Source organism: Roseibium sp. QJM3NY_11, assembly GCF_056173175.1.
Genome location: NZ_CM149660.1, coordinates 4,308,811 through 4,327,085 on the forward strand (window position 1 = coordinate 4,308,811; position 18,275 = coordinate 4,327,085).

Here is an 18,275-nt window from a genome sequence, read left to right on the forward strand (position 1 = left end):
ATCCGGGCCATCGACTTGAGCCCGCGGAGAATACCGGCGCCGGAGACAGTCGGGTTTGCAAACCGACATGCCTTCCGGACGCTGTTGCCGCGACTTTCACACAAGCAAAAGACGTTAATCGACTTTAATGCTACCGGTTGACATGTTCTTAAGTCCGCGCGCGTTAGAAAATCTGCAGGAGAACCTTGCACATAAATGGCTCGACACCTGAACACGCTTTTTAACCGCCCCCTGTTGCCAGCCATTCTCGCCGGTCTGACGACGTTTGTCCTGATGATGATGCTGGCCTGGTCCGGCATCGCCTTCGAGGCACACCGGGACCTGCAAAAGCGGACATCGGGTCTGTTCAGCATCTGGCTTGCAAATATTGACGGTGGCAACAGGCTCTACGCCGAGCTGGAAGCTCTTCCGACGCAAGATTGCGGCACCGAGCACCTGAACCAGCTCAATACGATCGTCTACAACGACAATCACATCACGAACATCTGGTTTTTCCCCGATGGCGATACCAGAACGACCTGTGCCTCGAGTTTCGGCCGCTTCGAGCCGGCATTCGACTTTGGGCCGCCGGAAATCACCAGCCCGTTTTCGGACGGCCGCGTGGCCTGGTACCGGACACCGTTCAGGGCTGTTGCGGGTGTCGACGATGTCACTCTCATCAAGAAGAACCGCTACGCGGTGTCCTTTTACCGGACCGGGGGCCTGCCGGAGACCACCGACAGCCTGCTGTACATCTCCAACACGCAGGATCCGGATGCCGAACTTTTCCGCATGGCGGGAAACCGCGACCTGCTGAAACAGTCACGCGACAGCTTCGGCCCCGTCTTCGGCCATGTGTACGCCCATGCCTGCGGTGACGCTCCGGTCAGGCTTTGCTACCTGACCAAGATCCATGCCGGCAAGGTCATGAGGGACAACGATTCCCTGATCGCCATATTCACCGTGTTCAGTCTCATTATCGGCATTCTCGTGTCCCAGCGGCTGCGCCGCATCGTCCGGCAACGCAACAGCCCCGCCGGCCGGATCCGGCGCGCCATCAAGAATGGCGGCAAGGGCTTCGAACCCCACTTCCAGCCGTTCGTTACCCTGAACACGATGACATGCGAGGGCTGCGAGGTTCTGGCGCGTTTCGAGGATGCGCAGGGAAAGCTGTTTCCCGATGAATTCATCGCCATCATCCAGGAACAGGGACTGACCTGGGAATTCACGGAGATCATCATCGCGAAGGCGCTGCAGGATCTGACGCCCCTGCTGGCCGGACGTCCGGGCTTCAAGGTCGGCGTCAATTTCTTTCAGGTGGATCTGGACGACGAGCGAATCCAGACCGTGATCAAGTCGCCGGTTTTCGAAACCGCGACTCAGGCGAACATATCGCTGAGCTGCGAAATCCTGGAAACCGGCATCGGCACCGGGACCAGCATCGCCAAATCGCTCGAGTACCTGCGCAGCATCGGCTGCCAGATCGCGATTGACGATTTCGGCACGGGGTATTCCAATCTCGCCCAGATCAAGGCCCTGAACCCCGACGTGGTGAAGATCGACAAGATGTTCATCGACGACCTCGGCACGACGACGGAGAGCGCGCGCGGGGTCTTTGTGCACGCAATCCTCGGCATTGCCGATGCGCATGCCATGAAAGTCTGCGCGGAAGGCGTCGAGAGCGCCGAACAGCTTGCCTCCCTGAGGACCCGGAATGTCGACTTTGCGCAAGGCTATTATTTCGCCCGGCCCATGCCGATCCGCGACTTCGCGCTCTACCTGCTTGAACAGACCCTCAAAGACAGGATGCCCGCGGAAGGCCGTTTGCCCAAGTTGAAACAGGCCGCCGCCATCTGACGACTTTCTGCGCCCGGGAAGCACTCCCGGCCAGCGACGGTGTCCCAATTCTCCCTTCCAAATCCGAACGCTCAGGGATGGCCTGCCGCAGGGGCGGCTTGCCGTCATTTGCGGATTCGAGCCAGATCGATCGGCCCCGACCGATTTCAGCCACCGCAAATGCGCTGCCGATTGATCTGTCTCAAGGTCGGCGCAGCCGGTTGGCGGCACGTTGTGCATCTCACAAGGAGGCAAGAATGAGCCACGTGCCACACGAACTTCACGAAGAATTCCCGGAAGCGGCGGAAGCGCTGCACACCCTGAAAACCAGCGACGCCCATTTCGCGCGTCTGTCCGATGAATATCACACCATCAACCGGGAAGTGCACCGGATCGAAACGGATCTGGAACCCGCATCCGATGACGCTCTGGAGGAGCTGAAAAAGAAAAGGCTTCACCTGAAAGATCAGATTGCTGCCTTGCTGGCGGCTGCGGCTAACACCGCGACCTGAGCCCCTCCTTTTCAGGCCGGTGTTAGAGCCCGCGCCGTCCCCGTCCGACGGCGCGGGCCACCACGCCCTTTCACGGCATTGATGCTGACGTGGCGGGCGTGACGTGGACAGGCGCGTCCCGATCGGGGCGTGCCGGTCACCCGGCGATCCTACAACAACACCGTCCTGATAAAAAAGAAGGCGCCGCAGCTTCTGCGAAGCACGGCGCCAGTCTGGGGAGGAACGACCCTCATCGTTCACCTTACGATGTGGGTCCGCCAGTCGAGACTTGCAAGGCAAGCCTGCGTGAAGCTGGTGTGATCCGTGACCGCCGGCAGCTCCGGCCACATGACCTGTCCGCCTGACTTGCCCTGATAACCGGTGTGGTGACTGGCATGAGAACTGGCATGACGGCTGGGCGTCTGGACTTGCCGTCTTGACACGACCGGACCACTGCCATCTCCTTAAGGGCATCAAATCACCTTCCGGATCAGCCCATGAGACTTGCCCCCACCGTGTTGTTATCGCCCTGGCTGTTTCTGACAGGCCTTTTCCCGGCCGCCGCCGTCGCGGCGGATCACTGCGTCGACGTTCAGTCCCGCAAAGGCTGGCAGCAACTGTCCCTGCCCACCGGCAAGATCCGCAAGGTCGGCTATTCCGGCACGTGGAGCGTCATTGCCGGCCAGGCCGCGCCGGTCGGTCCGCGCGGCTATTCCGGACAGGCGGCCAAAAAACTCGGCCCGCTCTTCGGTTACAAATTCGACCAGTCCTACGCGTTCGGCGAGATGCTGGTGCGCGACCAGGCGGGCCGAATCGTTCCCTTCGCCGAATTCGCCGCGCTTGCCGTGAATTCGCGTGACCCTGCGGGCGTCTACGCATTCCGGATCAACGACAAGGACATTGCCCTTTGGGACAATGCAGGCGCGATCCGGATCTGCGTCTCGATGCGCTGACAGGCCAGGCACGCCTTTCCGATCGATTCGACCGGCTTCAGCAGCCGGTCGGCATAGTTTCAGCCTCCCCCATTCAACGGATATCCGCGACATGACCCAGAAGACCGTTCTCATCACCGGTGCCGCTAGGGGCATCGGTCTCGCCACGGCAAGGCTCATGCTCGAACGGGGCTGGCAGGTCGCCATGCTGGACCGGGACAGCGATGAACTCGCCGTCGCCGCCAGGGACCTGAACGGCGCCGCGCCCTTTGTCTGTGATGTCTCGATCGCGGCACAGGTCGATGCGACCGTCCCGGCGATCCTGGAACGGTTCGGCCGGCTCGATGCCTTGGTGAACAACGCCGGGGTCGCCGAATTCGGACCGATCGAACAGTGCGATTTTTCCATGTGGCGCCGGGTGATGGAGACCAATCTGGACGGGGTCTTTCTCGTGTCGCAGGCAACCATCCCGGCACTGAAGGACACCCGCGGAGCGATCGTCAACATCGCGTCCATCTCGGGCCTGCGGGCCTCGACCCTCAGGGTCGCCTACGGCACATCCAAGGCGGCTGTCATACAGTTGACCAGGCAGCAGGCCGCCGAACTCGGCGAATACGGTATCCGCGCCAATTGCGTCTGCCCCGGACCGGTGCGCACCAAGCTCGCCATGGCGGTACACAGCCAGGAGATCATCGACGCCTACCACGATGCGATTCCGCTCAACCGGTACGGCAGCGAGCAGGAGATCGCCGAGGTCATCGCGTTCCTGTGTTCGGACCGGGCCAGCTACGTCACCGGCCAGACCATCGCGTCGGACGGCGGTTTCGAGAGCACCGGCGTCGGCCTGCCGGCTCTGCGGGGCTGAGGGGCTGAGGGGCTGAGGAACACCGGCTCGCCCGCAGCTTTGCCGAAGCAAGGCTGTCAGGCTGTCAGGCTGTCAGACCGATACCGGGCCGATACCGGGCCGATGCTGACCCATGTGACAATCGTCACAAGTTTTCGCGATTCCTCTTTGTTTTCAGTGCGGACTGCCAGGGCAGGAATCAACGACCGGTCAGAAAATGCGCCGCCACCTGACGCTGGTGCGGGCGGGTCCTGTGCTCGAACAGATAGATCCCTTGCCAGGTGCCCAGCACCATCCGGCTCGCCTCGACCGGAATGGACAGGGAGACAGGCAGAAGCGCCGCCTTGATATGGGCGGGCATGTCGTCCGGGCCTTCCAGGGTGTGGACCAGATAGGACATGGCCGGATGATCCGCCGGCGGCGCGAGCCGTTCGAAAAAGGCCTTCAGATCGCGCTGCACGTCCGGATCGGCGTTCTCCTGGATGAGCAGCGAGCAGGAGGTGTGACGCACGAACAGCGTGAGCAGGCCGTCAGAACCATGCGACTGCGCAAGCCAGTCCGCCACCTGGTTCGTGAATTCGTAAAGCCCTGCACCTTGCGTGCGGAGCGTGAAACTGGTCTGCATTTAATGCCCCGGGAACTGACGCAAATTCGGCACCGCCAACTATTCTCCCAATACCATCTGAAATGGAAGAGAGCCATTTCATCCGGCAAGCGAAAACACATCTCCGTCCCCAGGGCCAGGTCGCACCTTCGACCAGGGTCTGTATCAGGGCGACGGCACCGGAAACCGGTTGCGACCGGCTCATGGTGTCTACGCCCGTAAGCGGAGGCACCTCGGGCGGACGTTGTTTTTGCGAGCGTCAGATAGCGGTCGTTGCCGGCTATGGCGCTGGGAGCTGTTTTGCAGGGATGGACATAGATCCTTTTGTACATGCCTGAACAATGGCAGACGAGCTTGACCAAGACATTGCCCCACCTCGCAACACTGCCGAGCACGCGTATTCCCTGACTGCTCCTCGGTTTTCCTGGCAAGAATGACCGTGCTTCTCCGAAAGCTTGCCGGATGTCGCCTTGCTATCGAACAGCGCCTTCAACTGTCGATAGCGCGCCGAGTCAATATTCGAGCAGCGTCCCCAAGGCCCAATATCTGTATTTAGCAACCCATCTTTGCAAACAGGCGATCGGCCTCCAAGCGTGTCGCGCGGCTGACACACTGTTTCGGAAAACCGTAAATTTCAGCAATGAAAAGGCAAAGCAATTCCTCGCCGCGACTCCCTTTGGGGCCCTTCAACAAGCTCTGGATCTCCTCGACATAGTTCTGAGCATTCAGTCCGTACGTCTGTCCGGTCTTATTGGGAACGTTACATTCATCCGCTGTGGACACGGCTTGTTTCATTGGCTTCGGCGTTCCATCGTTTTTCGGGCGATCTTGCGTGGCAGATTTGGTGCTGGCAGGCGGCTTGTCTGACAGCGCAACTTCCAGAAAGCAGAAAACGGATCCGGTACGCATGTTCTTGACGCAGTCATTCCCCTCCCGGACCGCCAAGGCCGCATCATCAAAGTCATCAGCATTTGGTCTTTCAATCGCTATCGGAAATCTGGGACCGTTCCAGCCGACCGTAACGTCGACGATGAACTCGCCGGAATAAGTGATGAAACATGGCCCACCGAAATTTCCGCAGTCAGGCGCCAGCTCACCTGTACATTCGTAAGAAAGTACCAGTTCCTCTACCTTCCATTGCTGACAAGTGCCTTGCAAAATCACTGGATCTGCATTCCGACGACCTTTCTTCTGCAAGACCTCTAATTTAGCTGACTTTTCCGAGACATAGCAGAACGTATTGCCGGTCGTGTTATTTAGGTAGCAGTCCCTGCCTTTTACCTGGACGCTGGTGACAGGCTGCCCGTTGATTCTTTCGGCAAAGGTTTCAATAAATTCAATCACTGTTTTTGCGCCCGACGGCCAAATATAAGTTTTAACTATGAATTCGAAAGCGTTGGCGCGCGCTTCCAGCGAACAAGACTCCGAATCGATCTTGACCGCTCCTTTAAAAACTTCGCAGATCCCATTCTCTTCGATTGTGACTACGAGTTTTTCTTCATCGAAAATTTTGTCCCTTCTGGAGCGCTCCGCCTGCGCTTCTTGGATGATTGCCGAAAGGTCAGCTACCCTAATCCTGCCGTATAACTTCACCAGATTTGGGTGACCGAGCAGTTGCCATATAGATAGCCCTTCATCGTTCGCTACACCAATGCGGCTTCCAGCATCCAGCAAAGCGCGCAAAATTTCCGGTTTCCCGGCACTGATAGGCGAAATTATCGGGAGACTGCTCCCCAACCCCACATTCACGTCTGCCCCCTGCCGGATCAGGTAAAGAGGTGTCTCGTCATGTTTCCGGATAATCGAGGCTTGCTGTGCGGTGAGCCCCATGCGATTCTGGTGGTCGATCTGCGCCCCATGAGCAAGCAGAAGCTTTACAATTGAAAGACGCCCGCCGGACGCCGCATGGATCAACGTGGTATTGCCGCCGGCGTCGGTAATGTCGACTGACACGCCACGAGCTAGTTCCCGCCCGACTGCCCGCAGGTCGCCAAAGTTCGCATAAGTATGAATACGAATTTCCGACCCGCCTTGCGAGCGGACGGTCTCCCGTGCATCCCACACGGCATGCTTACCCAAGGCATCAGCAAACGAAATTGACACCGCGGAGAGCTGCCCAAAGATGAGAGTAAAAAAAAATATTGATAAAGTTGCCAGGCTCTTTTTAATCAACATAAATTCTACCTATCCAAATTATACCCGCAATTAACATTCAAAAATTGTAAAATCCATTTCTAGATAATTTAATTTATACGATATTTAAAAAACAATTGCCACAAGTCGCTTTGATCTTACTCCACCCGACTTACGAATATGATCATTTCATCTTTGTAGACATGCCGATGAAGCTGAGAGTCGAGCTAAAATCACGTTCATGTCTTTGACGTCAAAATCCACCATCCCATTATTGCCAACCTCGACAAGCTGGTCTCTGTTCGTTGAAGTTGGATTAGGGCCTGGCACATCAATTGGGTTCATTGTGACGCGACACGCTCCAACTCCTTCGAGCATGTGCCTGTTGATGCTCAATCATCCGGAATAATCGGAAAGACGGAGAAGACTACTGCAAATCAAGATGTATGACGCACGAACAGCGTGAGCAGGCCGTCAGAACCATGCGACTGCGCAAGCCAGTCCGCCACCTGGTTCGTGAATTCGTAAAGCCCCTGCCCGTTCGTGCGGAGGGTGAAACTGGTCAGCATCAGGGGGCCTTCCTCCGGCATTTCGAATTCCGCCGACTGGTCCAGGCGGGTTGCAATTGCGGCCTCGGCCCTCCATGTCAACCGGACCGGCGGATAGCAACAAAAGAGCACTGTATGTCCTTGTCCCGCAAGAAAATCCTGATTGCGAGCCTGGGCACACGGGGCGATGTCCAGCCTTATGTCGCCCTGGCAAGGGCGCTCACCGCGCAAGGTGCCGAGGTTACCCTGGTGACCGGCGAAGGTTTCGACGACATGATCGAAGCTGCCGGCGCCCGGTCCCGGCCGGTGCCGATCAACTATCAGACGCTTCTGCAAAGCCCGGAGGTGCAGGCGGCGCTGTTCACTTTCAAGGGCAAGATCAGGGCCGCCCGGCAGAATATCGACCTGCAAAAGGAGATCTCCCGGCAGCTCTGGCAAACCGGCCTGGAGGAACGCCCCGACCTCATTCTGTTCAACCTGAAAGCCTGCGTGATGACCCTGGTCGGCCGCAGGCTGAACGTCCCGGCCCTGCCAACGGCCCTGCAGCCGGTGACCGCGCCGACGGGCGATTTCCCGATCCCTCTGTTCGGCCTGCCGGATCTGGGCCGCGGTCTCAACCGCTGGAGCTATCGCGCAGGCCGTTTCCTGATGGAGGCCGGGCTTCGTCCCTTGCTCAAGCCGGTGAAGGCAGAGGCCGACGCAGAATGCGCAATGCGCGGCGATCTGATCGACGGCCACATGCCTGACGGAAACGTGCCCCTGTCGCTGCAGGCTTTTTCCCGCGCCCTCGTGCCGACACCTGCGGACTGGCCGGCGCACGCCTGGGCCTGCGGCTACTGGTTGAGCGAGCCCGAGGCCGGCTACCGGCCGCCACCGGAGCTTGCCGCCTTTCTGGAGGCGGGTCCTGCGCCCGTCTATCTCGGCTTCGGCTCCATGCCGAGCCGGCATCCGGAGACGCTGACGGCCACCGTTCTGGAGGCACTTCGAACCAGCGGCCGGCGGGCGATCCTTGCCACGGGATGGGGCGGGCTTTCACCCATGGATCTGCCCGCAGATCTGGCCGGGCGCGTTTTCCTTCTGGAGAAGGCACCCCACAGCTGGCTCTTTCCCCGGTGCGCGGCCATCGTTCACCATGGCGGGGCGGGCACGACGCATGAGGCGATCCGCTGGGGCAAGCCGTCGCTCGTATGCCCGGTCTTCGCGGATCAGCCCTTCTGGGGGAAACAGGTTCACAAGATCGGCGCCGGACCCAAGCCGATCCGGCAAAGCGCGTTGTCACCCGAAACGCTCAGGCAAGCTCTCGGAGATCTCGACAGCCCCGCCTTCAGGGAAGGAGCGGAACGCGCGGCGGCGATCATGGCAGGTGAACCGGGCGCCACAGGGACTGCGTCACGACTGGCCGAGTTGCTGGAGACGCGGCAAGTCTCTCACTAGGAACAACTCTTTCCTTTTCGGCCCCGTCCTGACACAAGTAGACAGCCCGCCCGAAAAGGAGTCCCGGTCCCGTGTTTCCAGCCCGCTACGCCGTCCTAGGCTCATGCCTGTTTCTGACATTCGTCACCCTGGTGCTCATGGTCTCAGTGAGCGGGTATTTTTTCTGGCCGTTCCTGGTACTCGCCGCGCTCTCCGGCCTTGGCTGCCGCGACTTGTTTCAGACCCGGCATGCCGTTCTGCGCAACTATCCTCTGTCCGGTCATTTCCGGTTCCTGTTCGAGGCGGTGCGGCCTGAACTCAGACAATATTTCTTCGAGAGCAACCAGGACGGCCGGCCGTTTTCGCGGGAACGCCGGTCCATGGTTTATGACCGGGCCAAGAACGTCGAGGACGTGCTGCCCTTCGGCACGGAACTCGATGTCTATGACAGCTCCTATGGCTGGGTGAACCATTCGATCTGTCCGAAACCGCATGGGCAGGACGACATGCGCGTGTCCATCGGCGGACCGGATTGCGCGCAGCCCTATTCCGCGTCGCTCTACAACATTTCCGCGATGAGCTTCGGCTCCCTGTCGGGCAACGCCATTCTGGCGCTCAACAAGGGCGCAAAGGCCGGGAATTTCTATCACGATACCGGAGAAGGCAGCGTCTCGCGCTACCACCGCGAGGGCGGCGGCGATCTCGTCTGGGAACTGGGCAGCGGCTATTTCGGGTGCCGGGCCGACGACGGCGGCTTCGATGCGGAGAAATTCCGGAAGCAGGCTGTCGATCCGCAGATCAAGATGATCGAGATCAAGATGAGCCAGGGGGCCAAGCCCGGTCATGGCGGCGTGTTGCCGGGCCCAAAGGTGACGGCGGAAATCGCCGAGGCCCGGGGCATTCCCGTCGGCAAGGAATGCGTTTCGCCCGCGTCCCACTCCGCGTTCTCGACACCGGTCGAACTGCTGGAATTCATTGCCAGACTGCGCGAGCTTTCAGGTGGAAAGCCGATCGGCTTCAAGCTGTGCATCGGCCATCGCTGGGAATTCATGGCCATCGTCAAGGCCATGCTGAAAACCGGAATCAAACCCGACTTCATCGTTGTCGACGGCGCGGAAGGCGGCACCGGCGCGGCCCCCCTGGAATTCGCCAACCGCCTGGGGACGCCGCTGCGCCAGGGTCTGACCTTCGTGCACAATTGCCTGGTCGGCACCGGACTGCGCCAGGACATCAGGATCGGCGCCAGCGGCAAGCTGATCAGCGCGTTCGACCTTGCCGGGGCGATGGCGCTGGGGGCGGACTGGGTCAATGCCGCACGCGGTTTCATGTTCGCCGTCGGCTGCATCCAGTCGCAGAGTTGCCACACCAACCGCTGCCCGACGGGCGTCGCCACCCAGGACCCGCTCCGCCAGAAGGCGCTGGTGGTGCCGGACAAGGCGGAGCGGGTGGCGAATTTTCATCACAACACCCTGAAAGCCCTGGTCGACTTCACCGCGGCCGCCGGTCTCGATCACCCCAATGAATTCAAGCCGGAACACTTCTACCTGCACGAGGGTCTGCGCGAGATCATGCCGGCCAGCGTTGCGCTCACCTGGCTCAGGCATGGTGCGCTGCTCGACAAGTCGCACAACATCCCGGGCTTTTCCACCTACTGGGACATGGCCGAAGCCGACAGTTTCAACCCGGTAAAAACCGTCGCCGCCGCCAAATCGACCCATCATCAGGGCGCGCATTGACGGCAAAGCGTTGGCGGCGGGAGCAGCCTCTTTTCCGGAACCGGAAACGGCAACGGACGGCGGCAATGTTCAGATCTTCCGGCTCAGATCGACCGCGAAATCTCCGGCTTCGTGCGAGCGGATCACCGCATGGCGGACGAGGTCGTCGAAGTGACCGGAGAACAATTGCACGTGGCGGGTGTTGGAGAACGCAAGGTAGCGCTGACCCAGATAGAGCGCCGCCCATTTCTGGCCGAACACGGTGAAGGGCGCCGAAAACCGGTCGGTGGCGCCGAACAGATGCAGGCGGAGCGAGGGATAGAGGTCGCTCAATGTATGGCCCATCACCTCCAGCTGCTGCCGGCGCGCCTCAACCGGCAAGCCTGCCCAGAGCCCCTCGCCGCGCGCGAACCCTTCCAGCGCTTCCTTCGAGAGCGCGATTTCCATGTCCGATTCGGCCCGGTGCAGCAGGGCCCGCTGGTCCCGCGTTCCGGTGATCGCCTGCCCCGCGGTGCGCAGGGTTTGCCCGGCGTATTCATACGCCAGCACGCTTTCGGTCTTCAGGACATCCGGCAGGTTGGCCGGCACATGGCGGATCTTCACCCCGACCGCGTCCCGATACCAGGCAAGCAGGTGCTCATCCACCGGATGCCGGTCGGTCTCGGCCACCTGGACCGCCTGGTCGAGGATCTCAGCCGCCGCACCACGGTGGGTCGACAGACCCAGCAGCCAGTCCGAGGACACGTTCAAGGCGGTCGCGATTGCCGCCAGCGCCTGACCGTTCGGCAGCCGCGGCGCATCTTCCGACAACAGCTGGGATACGGTCGAACGGTCCAGACCCGCCCCCCGGGCCAGGTCGCTTCGGTTCATCTCCCGGCTGCGCAAAGCGTCAGACAGGCGCTCGCGGAACAGAACGGCGCGGTCTCTCTTGTCCATGCGTGAGTATTGTCAGCCGGATTTCGGAAAATCAACATGTTGCGGACGATATTCAGTTCCGCGGAAGCGCTCCGCCGGATTGCCAGGCCGGAATACCAGGCCGGAGTACCAGGCCAGGTTACCAGGCAGGGTTACCAGGAATGCAGCGCACGAAGGGTCGGGGTCTTCTTCATCATGTGGCCTTCCATGCGTGCGACCAGGCGGTCGAGCAGTTCAACCGCCTCACCGACCGCCGGGCCCTTGTTCAGCATCACACATTCGGCGCGTGCGGCCATCGCCGCGTCGGTCATGTCCCCGCGCGAGGGGCTGCCGAACTTCACCAGGCTTTCGAGCACCTGGGTTGCCCAGATCACCGGTGTCGAGGCGGCCTCGCACAGCCACAGGATTTCCTCCTGCATTTCCGCAAGCCGCTCGAAGCCGATCTCGGAAGCCAGATCCCCGCGCGCGATCATGATCGCCAGGGGGCGCTTGCCGCTGGCACGGGCGTTCAGGGCCGGGAGGCTCCGGACCGCTTCCGGCCGTTCGATCTTGGCGACAACGCCCAGCTGCCGGTGCCCGGCGCCAATGTCTTCGAGCGCGTCTTCGAGGAGGTCGATATCCTCCGGGCGGCTGACGAAAGAATATCCGACCATGTCGGCGAGTTCGATGACGGTTTCCAGGTCGGTCCTGTCCTTTGAAGTCAGCGGGCACACGCCCAGAGCCGTATCGGGAAGATTGAGGCCTTTCCCGGGCTTTATCTTCACGCCATCGGCGGCGCATCGTGTCACCCGCACGGTCGCGGTGCCGTCGGCTACCGTTTCGACCACACTCTCCAGCTTGCTGTCGTCATAAAGCACCCGGTCGCCGGCCTGCAGCCGCTCAACCATCTGCGGCAGCGATACGCTTGCGCTGACATTCGTGTCCGGCTTCGGTCCAGGCGCGGGCTCCAGCACCAGGCAAAAGCGGTCGCCTTGCCGCAGCCGGGACGGTTTCCTGAGACGGAAGACCGACTCGGTCCGGATCTTCGGGCCCGCGATGTCCATCAGGATGCGCACATCCCGCCCCTCCTTCTTTGCGGCGGCCCGCACATGGCCGGCCATTTTCCGCCAGGTATCGGGATCGTCATGTGCGCAGTTGATCCGGGCAACATTCATGCCCTTGCGCACGAGGTCGCGCACGAATTCTGCGTCTTGCGCGGCTTCGGCCGGAAAGGTGACCATGATCCGGCCCCTGCGGGTCTCCGGTTTCGGGCCGAACAGAACGGCGGCGGCCTCCTCAAGCCTGCGCTCGCCGGCAAAAAACGCGTGATCCGTGCGGAACGTTGCGAGCTGCTTCCGGCTCGTCATGGCGGACAGCGCCGCCAGGACCGCGTCGAGCGTCGGCACCACCCGGCTTTCCAGCCGACCCATGGAAGACAGGCCAACACGCATCAAATGGCGCTGCAGGGACCGGATATCCCGGCGACGCAGGCAGACATAGTGAGCCAGGTTGACGATCTCCGGGCCCGGATCGGAGACCCCGTAGTCCTTTAAGAGCAGGTCCGCCTCCGTTTCCACATCCCTTTTCAGGGTCGCCACGTCACGGAAAAGCGCTTCCAGATCCCCGGTGCCATGAGGCATGCCATCCGTCCCGTGGGGTCCGCTGTCGCCACCGCCCTCGCCGTGCAGGTTCATCCGAAGTCTCCGATTCACGCGCGTTTTTCGCAGCCGGTCTGCAGACGCCGGTCCGGCTGGACGCACTCACTCTAAGATCAGCCGTTCTTCACGCATATGACGCTGGTCAATCCGGGCTCTGTTCGACCGCGTCGAAAGGGCCTCACTCGGCCGCATTGAGCGCCAGAAAACCGCCAGACTGGCGTTCCCAGAGAGCCGCGTAGAGCCCGCCCGCGGCCAGCAGCTCCCGGTGAGATCCCGCCTCGACGATCCGGCCCCTGTCCATCACCACAAGCCGGTCCAGCGCCGCGATCGTCGACAGCCTGTGGGCGACTGCCAGGGTCGTGCGTCCGTCCATCATCCGGGAAAGGTTCTGCTGGATGGCAAGCTCCGCCTCGCTGTCGAGCGCGGACGTCGCTTCGTCCAGGATCAGCACCGGCGCGTCCTTCAGGAGCACACGGGCTATCGTGATGCGCTGCCGCTGGCCGCCGGAGAGCTTCACACCCCGATCGCCCACATGTGCGTCCAGTCCGGTGCGGCCCTTGCTGTCCTTCTGCTCCATGATGAAATCAAGGGCTTCGGCCGCGCGGGCGATTTCGAGGATTTCATCGTCGCCCGCATCCGGGCGGCCGTAGCGGATGTTGTCGCGAATGGACCGGTTCAGCAGCGAAATGTCCTGGGTCACGACGCCGATCCGGCTGCGCAGCGACGCCTGGGTGACCTCCCGGACGTCCTGTCCGTCGATCGTGATGCGGCCGGCCGACACGTCCCTGAGGCGCATCAGCAGCGATATCACCGTCGATTTGCCCGCGCCGGACAGCCCGACCAGGCCAACCCTCTCGCCGGCACTGATAGTGAGATTGAAGTCTTCCAGGACAGGTTTCCTGTCCTCGCCGTAAGCGAATGTGACCTTCTCGAAGCGGATCTCTCCCCTGGCCACACTGAGCTGCCCGGCCCCGGGGCGGTCGGTGATTTCCGGGCGGCTGGTCATGATCGGCATGGCGTCGCGGATGGTGCCGAGCGTGCTGGTAATGGCCTGCCCGACACCGATGAAACTCGACGAGGCATGCGAGAGCGCGCGGGTCACCGTCAGCCCGGCGACAAAATCACCGATCGAAACCCAGCCTTCCGTCAGGCCCCAGAAGCCGATGGACACCACCCCCAGGATCATCAGGACATTGAGAAAATAGACGCTGCTGTCCGTCAGGATGTAGGAGCGGTTCTCGCTGTGGCGGGTGTCGATGGTCTCGCCGATGACCTTGCGGATGGCACCGGCCTCCGAATCCTCGGCCGCGAACAGTTTCACCATGGCAATGTTGGAATAAACGTCCGTCATGGCGCCGGTTGCGCGCGAGTTGGCCGCAGCGACCTTCGCCGCGCGCTGCATGTAGGTCGGAATGGCTGCCCAGGCCACCAGGATGTTGGCACCGATCCAGACGAACACCGGGATCGCCAACGGCCAGGCGAGGGCCAGAAGCAGAAGGAAGGAACCGCCGAACTGGATCGCCAGAAAGGGAACGGTTTCGATGGCCAGCATCATCTGACGATGCACCGACATGGTGACCTGCGCGATCCGGGACGCGACCTGACCGGCGAACGTGTCCTCGAAGAACGAAAGGTCCTGGGTTTCCACCGCCTTGTGCGCCTGCCAGCGCATGGCGGCGGGCAGCAGGATCCGGACCGTCTGGAAGGCGTAGGTCTGGCGCAGCAGAAAGGCGAGCGGGTCGATGATGACGAACAGACCGAAGAACCCGGCCAGCAGCCAGACATTGCCGCGCAGAAACGACGCGGCCCCGGCCTCGGTGACGCCGTCAACCACATACGCGATGGCCCAGATCCCCGCCAGACCGAGACCGGAGGAAATCATCGCAAGCACGCTGACGATCGCAAGCTGCCACCGGAACAGTTTCGCGAAATGCCAGACGAGGTGCAGCGGTCCCTTGTCCGGCAGCGGTGTTACCGGGAGGTCGAGCGGTCTGATATGCGTTTCAAAGGGGCGAAAATAGCGCTCGACAATCCCTGCCAGGAGCGGTTTATTGACAGTCACCCGATACTCCTCGTCCGGCCAGCCACTTCGCGTCAGGCGTGCGGTTCGATCCTGTAGACACAGCGCCGGTCTCCCGACAACTGGTGTTCCGTGCGTTCGACCGAGACTTCAGACCCCAGGACGTCCTTGAAGAGCTTGAGTTCGGACCGGCAGAACCCCTGACACGCGGTCGCGGCGGCGCAGATCGAACAGTGGTTTTCGATCAGCAGATATCCGCTTTCATCCGCCACCACTTCCGCCATGTATCCTTCCTGATTGCGCAAGTGCGCAAGGACATCCAGCCTGCCGGGCAGATCCTCGGCGCCGGCCACGGCAGCCATGTAGGCGGTGCGGCTTTGCTCTTCCCGGTGCGCGATCAGCTTGTCCAGCCCCTCGGCGCCGAAAATATCGCCCAGACCGTTCAGCAGACCCAGCACCAGATTGGCGTGATTGTCGGGAAACTGCTGATGACCGGCCCGGGTCAGGGCCCAGACCCGTTTGGGCCGCCCCACCGACCCCTTGAGGTCCTCGAAATCCACCAATCCGTCCCGATGCAGACCTTCAAGATGCTGCCGGACGGCAACCGTCGTCACCTTGAGCCCGGTTGCCAGATCCGCAGCCGTTTGCGGGCCTGCGGATTTAAGCGCATTCAAGAGACGGGTTCGCGTACGGTCTGCCATGCTTCACTATATAGCCCATTCTTCTCATTAAAAAATAGTCTGCTTTTCTTATTCCGGCAGAGACGTGAGGGTGTAAACGTGACAACGACGCACTGTTAACTCTTTAGACAAAAGACAAATATAGTGTGGCCGCGAATTTAAACTGCTAGAATAAAGACTCAACAAATTCATACGCAAGGCCTTGAACAACCCGGAGGGAACAAGGAAAAACCCGTGCCGTTTCATGATTGACGCGAAGGCATCGAGTCGCTCCGCGCAGCCGGCTGGTGTGTTCCGCGCCACATAAAAAGTTCATGATCCGTTTTGCAAGGGAATGCCAAGTCCCACGCACAATACATCAATTGCAGGAAGAGTAACTTCTACCTTGAGTCGTGACATAGATTGAATTTATACTGACTTTTATCTCGATATCGCGTGAACCCCGGATATCAAGCGACCGAAAAAACAACAAACAAGCATTTTTTTACATTCTTTCCGCTAGAAAAGAATAGAACAGGAGAGCATGATGGAAAAGATCCGGGCCTTCGCAAGATGGATGATGATCGATCCCCGTCATCCGGAAATCGCGCAGGCGCAGTACAATGAGCTGAAAACCCAGATCCCTTCCCTCTATGCTCTGCTGATGGTCAACGCCATCGCGGTCTCCTATACCCATTACGACGTTGCGCCGACCTATCTGACCGTCGGAATCCTGGCCCCCATTCTGGTGCTGACCACATTCCGGCTCGTGGCCTGGATCCGGGCGGGTGCAAACACTCCGGGACCGGACGAAGCCATCCGGAAAATGCGGCAGACCGTCATTCTCGGCAGTATCGTCGCCGTCATCTATATTACCTGGTCTCTCAGTCTCGACACGTTCGGCGGCCCGTCGGAACGCGGGCATGTCGCCCTTTTCATCGCCATCACCGTCATGGGATGCATCTTCTGCCTGATGCATCTGCCGCAAGCCGCCCTGATGGTGATGCTCATCGTCACCATACCGTATCTTGTCCACTATCTCAGCCAGAACCAGGACGTCTATATCGCGATCGCGCTGAACATTTTCCTGGTTTGCCTGGTCATTCTCCAGGTGCTGTTCACCGCCTACAACGGTTTCTGCAAGCTGATCAGGTCCCAGTCGGAGCTGGCCGCCAAGCAAAAGGAAACCCAGCGACTGAGCGCTGAAAATGCCCGGCTCGCGGAGACCGACGCCCTTACCGACCTGCCCAACAGACGCTACTTCTTCAACCGGCTGGAGGGCCTGATCCGGGACGTTGCAGGCCGAGACGAGGTTTTTGCCGTCGGCGTGATCGATCTGGACCGGTTCAAGCCGATCAATGACACCTACGGCCATCAGCTCGGCGACCAGCTTCTGAGCGAAGTCGGCAACCGCCTGAAACTGATGGATCTGCAAGATGTCGAGATCTGCCGGCTCGGCGGTGACGAATTCGGGTTTCTTTATATGGGAGCGCTGGAGGACGCGGCGGAAACAGGCAAGCAGATCTGCCGGATAATCAGCGACCCCTACCGCATCGGCGCCCTGCAGGTGTCGGTGGGAGCTTCCTGCGGCATTGCCTATTACCCGGAAGCGGGTAAAACCGCCCATGGCCTGTTCGATCGTTCCGACTATGCCCTCTACAATTCGAAGACCACGATCCGCGGATCGACGACCGTCTATTCCTCCGAACACGAGGCGCGGATCCGCTCCGAGCGGGCAATTGAAAGCGCGTTGCAGAGCGCCGATCTGACACGGGAGTTTCAGGTCTTTTTCCAGCCTGTCGTATCCTTGCCCGCGCGGGTCATCGTCGGGTTCGAAGCTCTGGCGCGCTGGACCAGTCCCGTTCTGGGCAAGGTTCCGCCGGACGAATTCATTCCGATTGCCGAGCGTACCGGCCTGATCCACCGGATGACCATCGCGCTGTTCTGCAAGGCCGTGGATCAGATCAACGCGCTGCCCGGCGGCCTCAGTCTGGCATTCAACCTTTCAGCCCAGGACATCACCTCAGACGCGACGGTGACCGAGCTGCTGAATATCATTCGCCAAAAGGAGGTCGATCCGCGCAGGATCACCTTCGAAATCACCGAAACCTCCGTGATCGGGAGTTATGAAACGGCGGAGGGCTGCCTGCACTTGCTGCGGGAAGCCGGGGTCAAGCTGGCGCTGGACGATTTCGGCACCGGCTATTCCAGTCTCGGCTATCTGCACCGGCTGCCGATCGATTGCGTCAAGATCGACCGCAGCTTCGTTGCCGGCATCAAGGACCCGGTTGCCAGCGGTGTTGTCACGTCAATCCTCAACCTGTGCCGGTCGATGCAGTTGCAATGCGTGGTGGAAGGTGTTGAGGAACTGCACCAACTGGATCTGCTGGAGGCCATGCAGTGCAAGTTCGTGCAAGGTTATCATTTCGGCCTGCCGCTTCCCTTCGAAACCGTCTTGAGAGAAGCCGCCTCGGGCGAACATGTCTCGGGCCTTCCTCTCGCGCACACCGACGCCGCAATCCGCCAGATACGCTCCAGGGCGTGACCGG

At 60.7% G+C, this 18,275-nt stretch carries 14 protein-coding genes; 7 read left to right on the forward strand and 7 right to left on the reverse strand.

Features of this window, described 5'->3' with window-relative positions:
- Positions 1-195: 195 nt before the first annotated feature.
- The 4 genes from AC0VX3_RS19800 (at position 196) to AC0VX3_RS19815 (ending at position 4,103) form a co-directional block, all read left to right on the forward strand.
- Complete coding sequence (locus AC0VX3_RS19800) at positions 196-1,836, forward strand: EAL domain-containing protein (RefSeq protein ID WP_475521956.1); 1,641 nt, start codon at positions 196-198, stop codon at positions 1,834-1,836.
- 236 nt (positions 1,837-2,072) lie between these two features.
- A complete protein-coding gene (locus AC0VX3_RS19805) occupies positions 2,073-2,327 on the forward strand; it encodes an HP1242/YdcH family protein (RefSeq protein ID WP_342895759.1) in 255 nt (84 codons plus the stop codon).
- Between the two features lie 476 nt (positions 2,328-2,803).
- Positions 2,804-3,259, forward strand: coding sequence for a hypothetical protein (locus AC0VX3_RS19810; RefSeq protein ID WP_475521957.1), 456 nt, complete (start codon positions 2,804-2,806; stop codon positions 3,257-3,259).
- Between the two features lie 91 nt (positions 3,260-3,350).
- Positions 3,351-4,103: an SDR family NAD(P)-dependent oxidoreductase gene (locus tag AC0VX3_RS19815; protein ID WP_475521958.1), complete on the forward strand. Its 753-nt coding sequence runs from the start codon at positions 3,351-3,353 to the stop codon at positions 4,101-4,103.
- A gap of 178 nt (positions 4,104-4,281) precedes the next feature.
- Here the strand turns inward: AC0VX3_RS19815 and AC0VX3_RS19820 are convergent, their stop codons facing one another.
- The 3 genes from AC0VX3_RS19820 to AC0VX3_RS19830 form a co-directional block, all read right to left on the reverse strand.
- Positions 4,282-4,707: a secondary thiamine-phosphate synthase enzyme YjbQ gene (locus AC0VX3_RS19820; RefSeq protein ID WP_475521959.1), complete on the reverse strand. Its 426-nt coding sequence runs from the start codon at positions 4,705-4,707 to the stop codon at positions 4,282-4,284.
- A gap of 531 nt (positions 4,708-5,238) precedes the next feature.
- Entirely contained in the window at positions 5,239-6,861 is a 1,623-nt protein-coding gene (locus AC0VX3_RS19825) for an ankyrin repeat domain-containing protein (RefSeq protein ID WP_475521960.1), read from the reverse strand.
- 395 nt (positions 6,862-7,256) lie between these two features.
- Entirely contained in the window at positions 7,257-7,409 is a 153-nt protein-coding gene (locus tag AC0VX3_RS19830) for a hypothetical protein (RefSeq protein ID WP_475521961.1), read from the reverse strand.
- A 93-nt stretch (positions 7,410-7,502) separates the two neighbouring features.
- On the opposite strand from AC0VX3_RS19830, the gene AC0VX3_RS19835 reads away from it, so the two are divergent.
- Both AC0VX3_RS19835 and AC0VX3_RS19840 read left to right on the forward strand, forming a co-directional pair.
- Positions 7,503-8,801, forward strand: coding sequence for a glycosyltransferase (locus tag AC0VX3_RS19835; RefSeq protein ID WP_475521962.1), 1,299 nt, complete (start codon positions 7,503-7,505; stop codon positions 8,799-8,801).
- 71 nt (positions 8,802-8,872) lie between these two features.
- Positions 8,873-10,516, forward strand: a complete 1,644-nt coding sequence (locus AC0VX3_RS19840; protein ID WP_475521963.1) for an FMN-binding glutamate synthase family protein — start codon at positions 8,873-8,875, stop codon at positions 10,514-10,516.
- A gap of 69 nt (positions 10,517-10,585) precedes the next feature.
- Here AC0VX3_RS19840 and AC0VX3_RS19845 read toward each other — a convergent pair whose 3' ends face one another.
- From AC0VX3_RS19845 to AC0VX3_RS19860, 4 genes are all read right to left on the reverse strand, one after another.
- Positions 10,586-11,431, reverse strand: a complete 846-nt coding sequence (locus tag AC0VX3_RS19845; protein WP_342895752.1) for a helix-turn-helix domain-containing protein — start codon at positions 11,429-11,431, stop codon at positions 10,586-10,588.
- A gap of 131 nt (positions 11,432-11,562) precedes the next feature.
- A complete protein-coding gene (locus AC0VX3_RS19850) occupies positions 11,563-13,083 on the reverse strand; it encodes a pyruvate kinase (protein WP_475521964.1) in 1,521 nt (506 codons plus the stop codon).
- Positions 13,084-13,225: 142 nt separating this feature from the next.
- The gene (locus tag AC0VX3_RS19855) at positions 13,226-15,109 is read right to left on the reverse strand and encodes an ABC transporter ATP-binding protein (protein WP_475521965.1); all 1,884 of its coding nucleotides are present in this window, start codon (positions 15,107-15,109) and stop codon (positions 13,226-13,228) included.
- Positions 15,110-15,141: 32 nt separating this feature from the next.
- On the reverse strand, positions 15,142-15,768 hold the full coding sequence (locus AC0VX3_RS19860; protein WP_342895749.1) for a helix-turn-helix transcriptional regulator: 627 nt from the start codon (positions 15,766-15,768) through the stop codon (positions 15,142-15,144).
- 505 nt (positions 15,769-16,273) lie between these two features.
- Between AC0VX3_RS19860 and AC0VX3_RS19865 the strand changes: the two genes are divergently transcribed.
- Positions 16,274-18,271, forward strand: coding sequence for a putative bifunctional diguanylate cyclase/phosphodiesterase (locus AC0VX3_RS19865; RefSeq protein ID WP_475521966.1), 1,998 nt, complete (start codon positions 16,274-16,276; stop codon positions 18,269-18,271).
- Positions 18,272-18,275 lie beyond the last annotated feature (4 nt).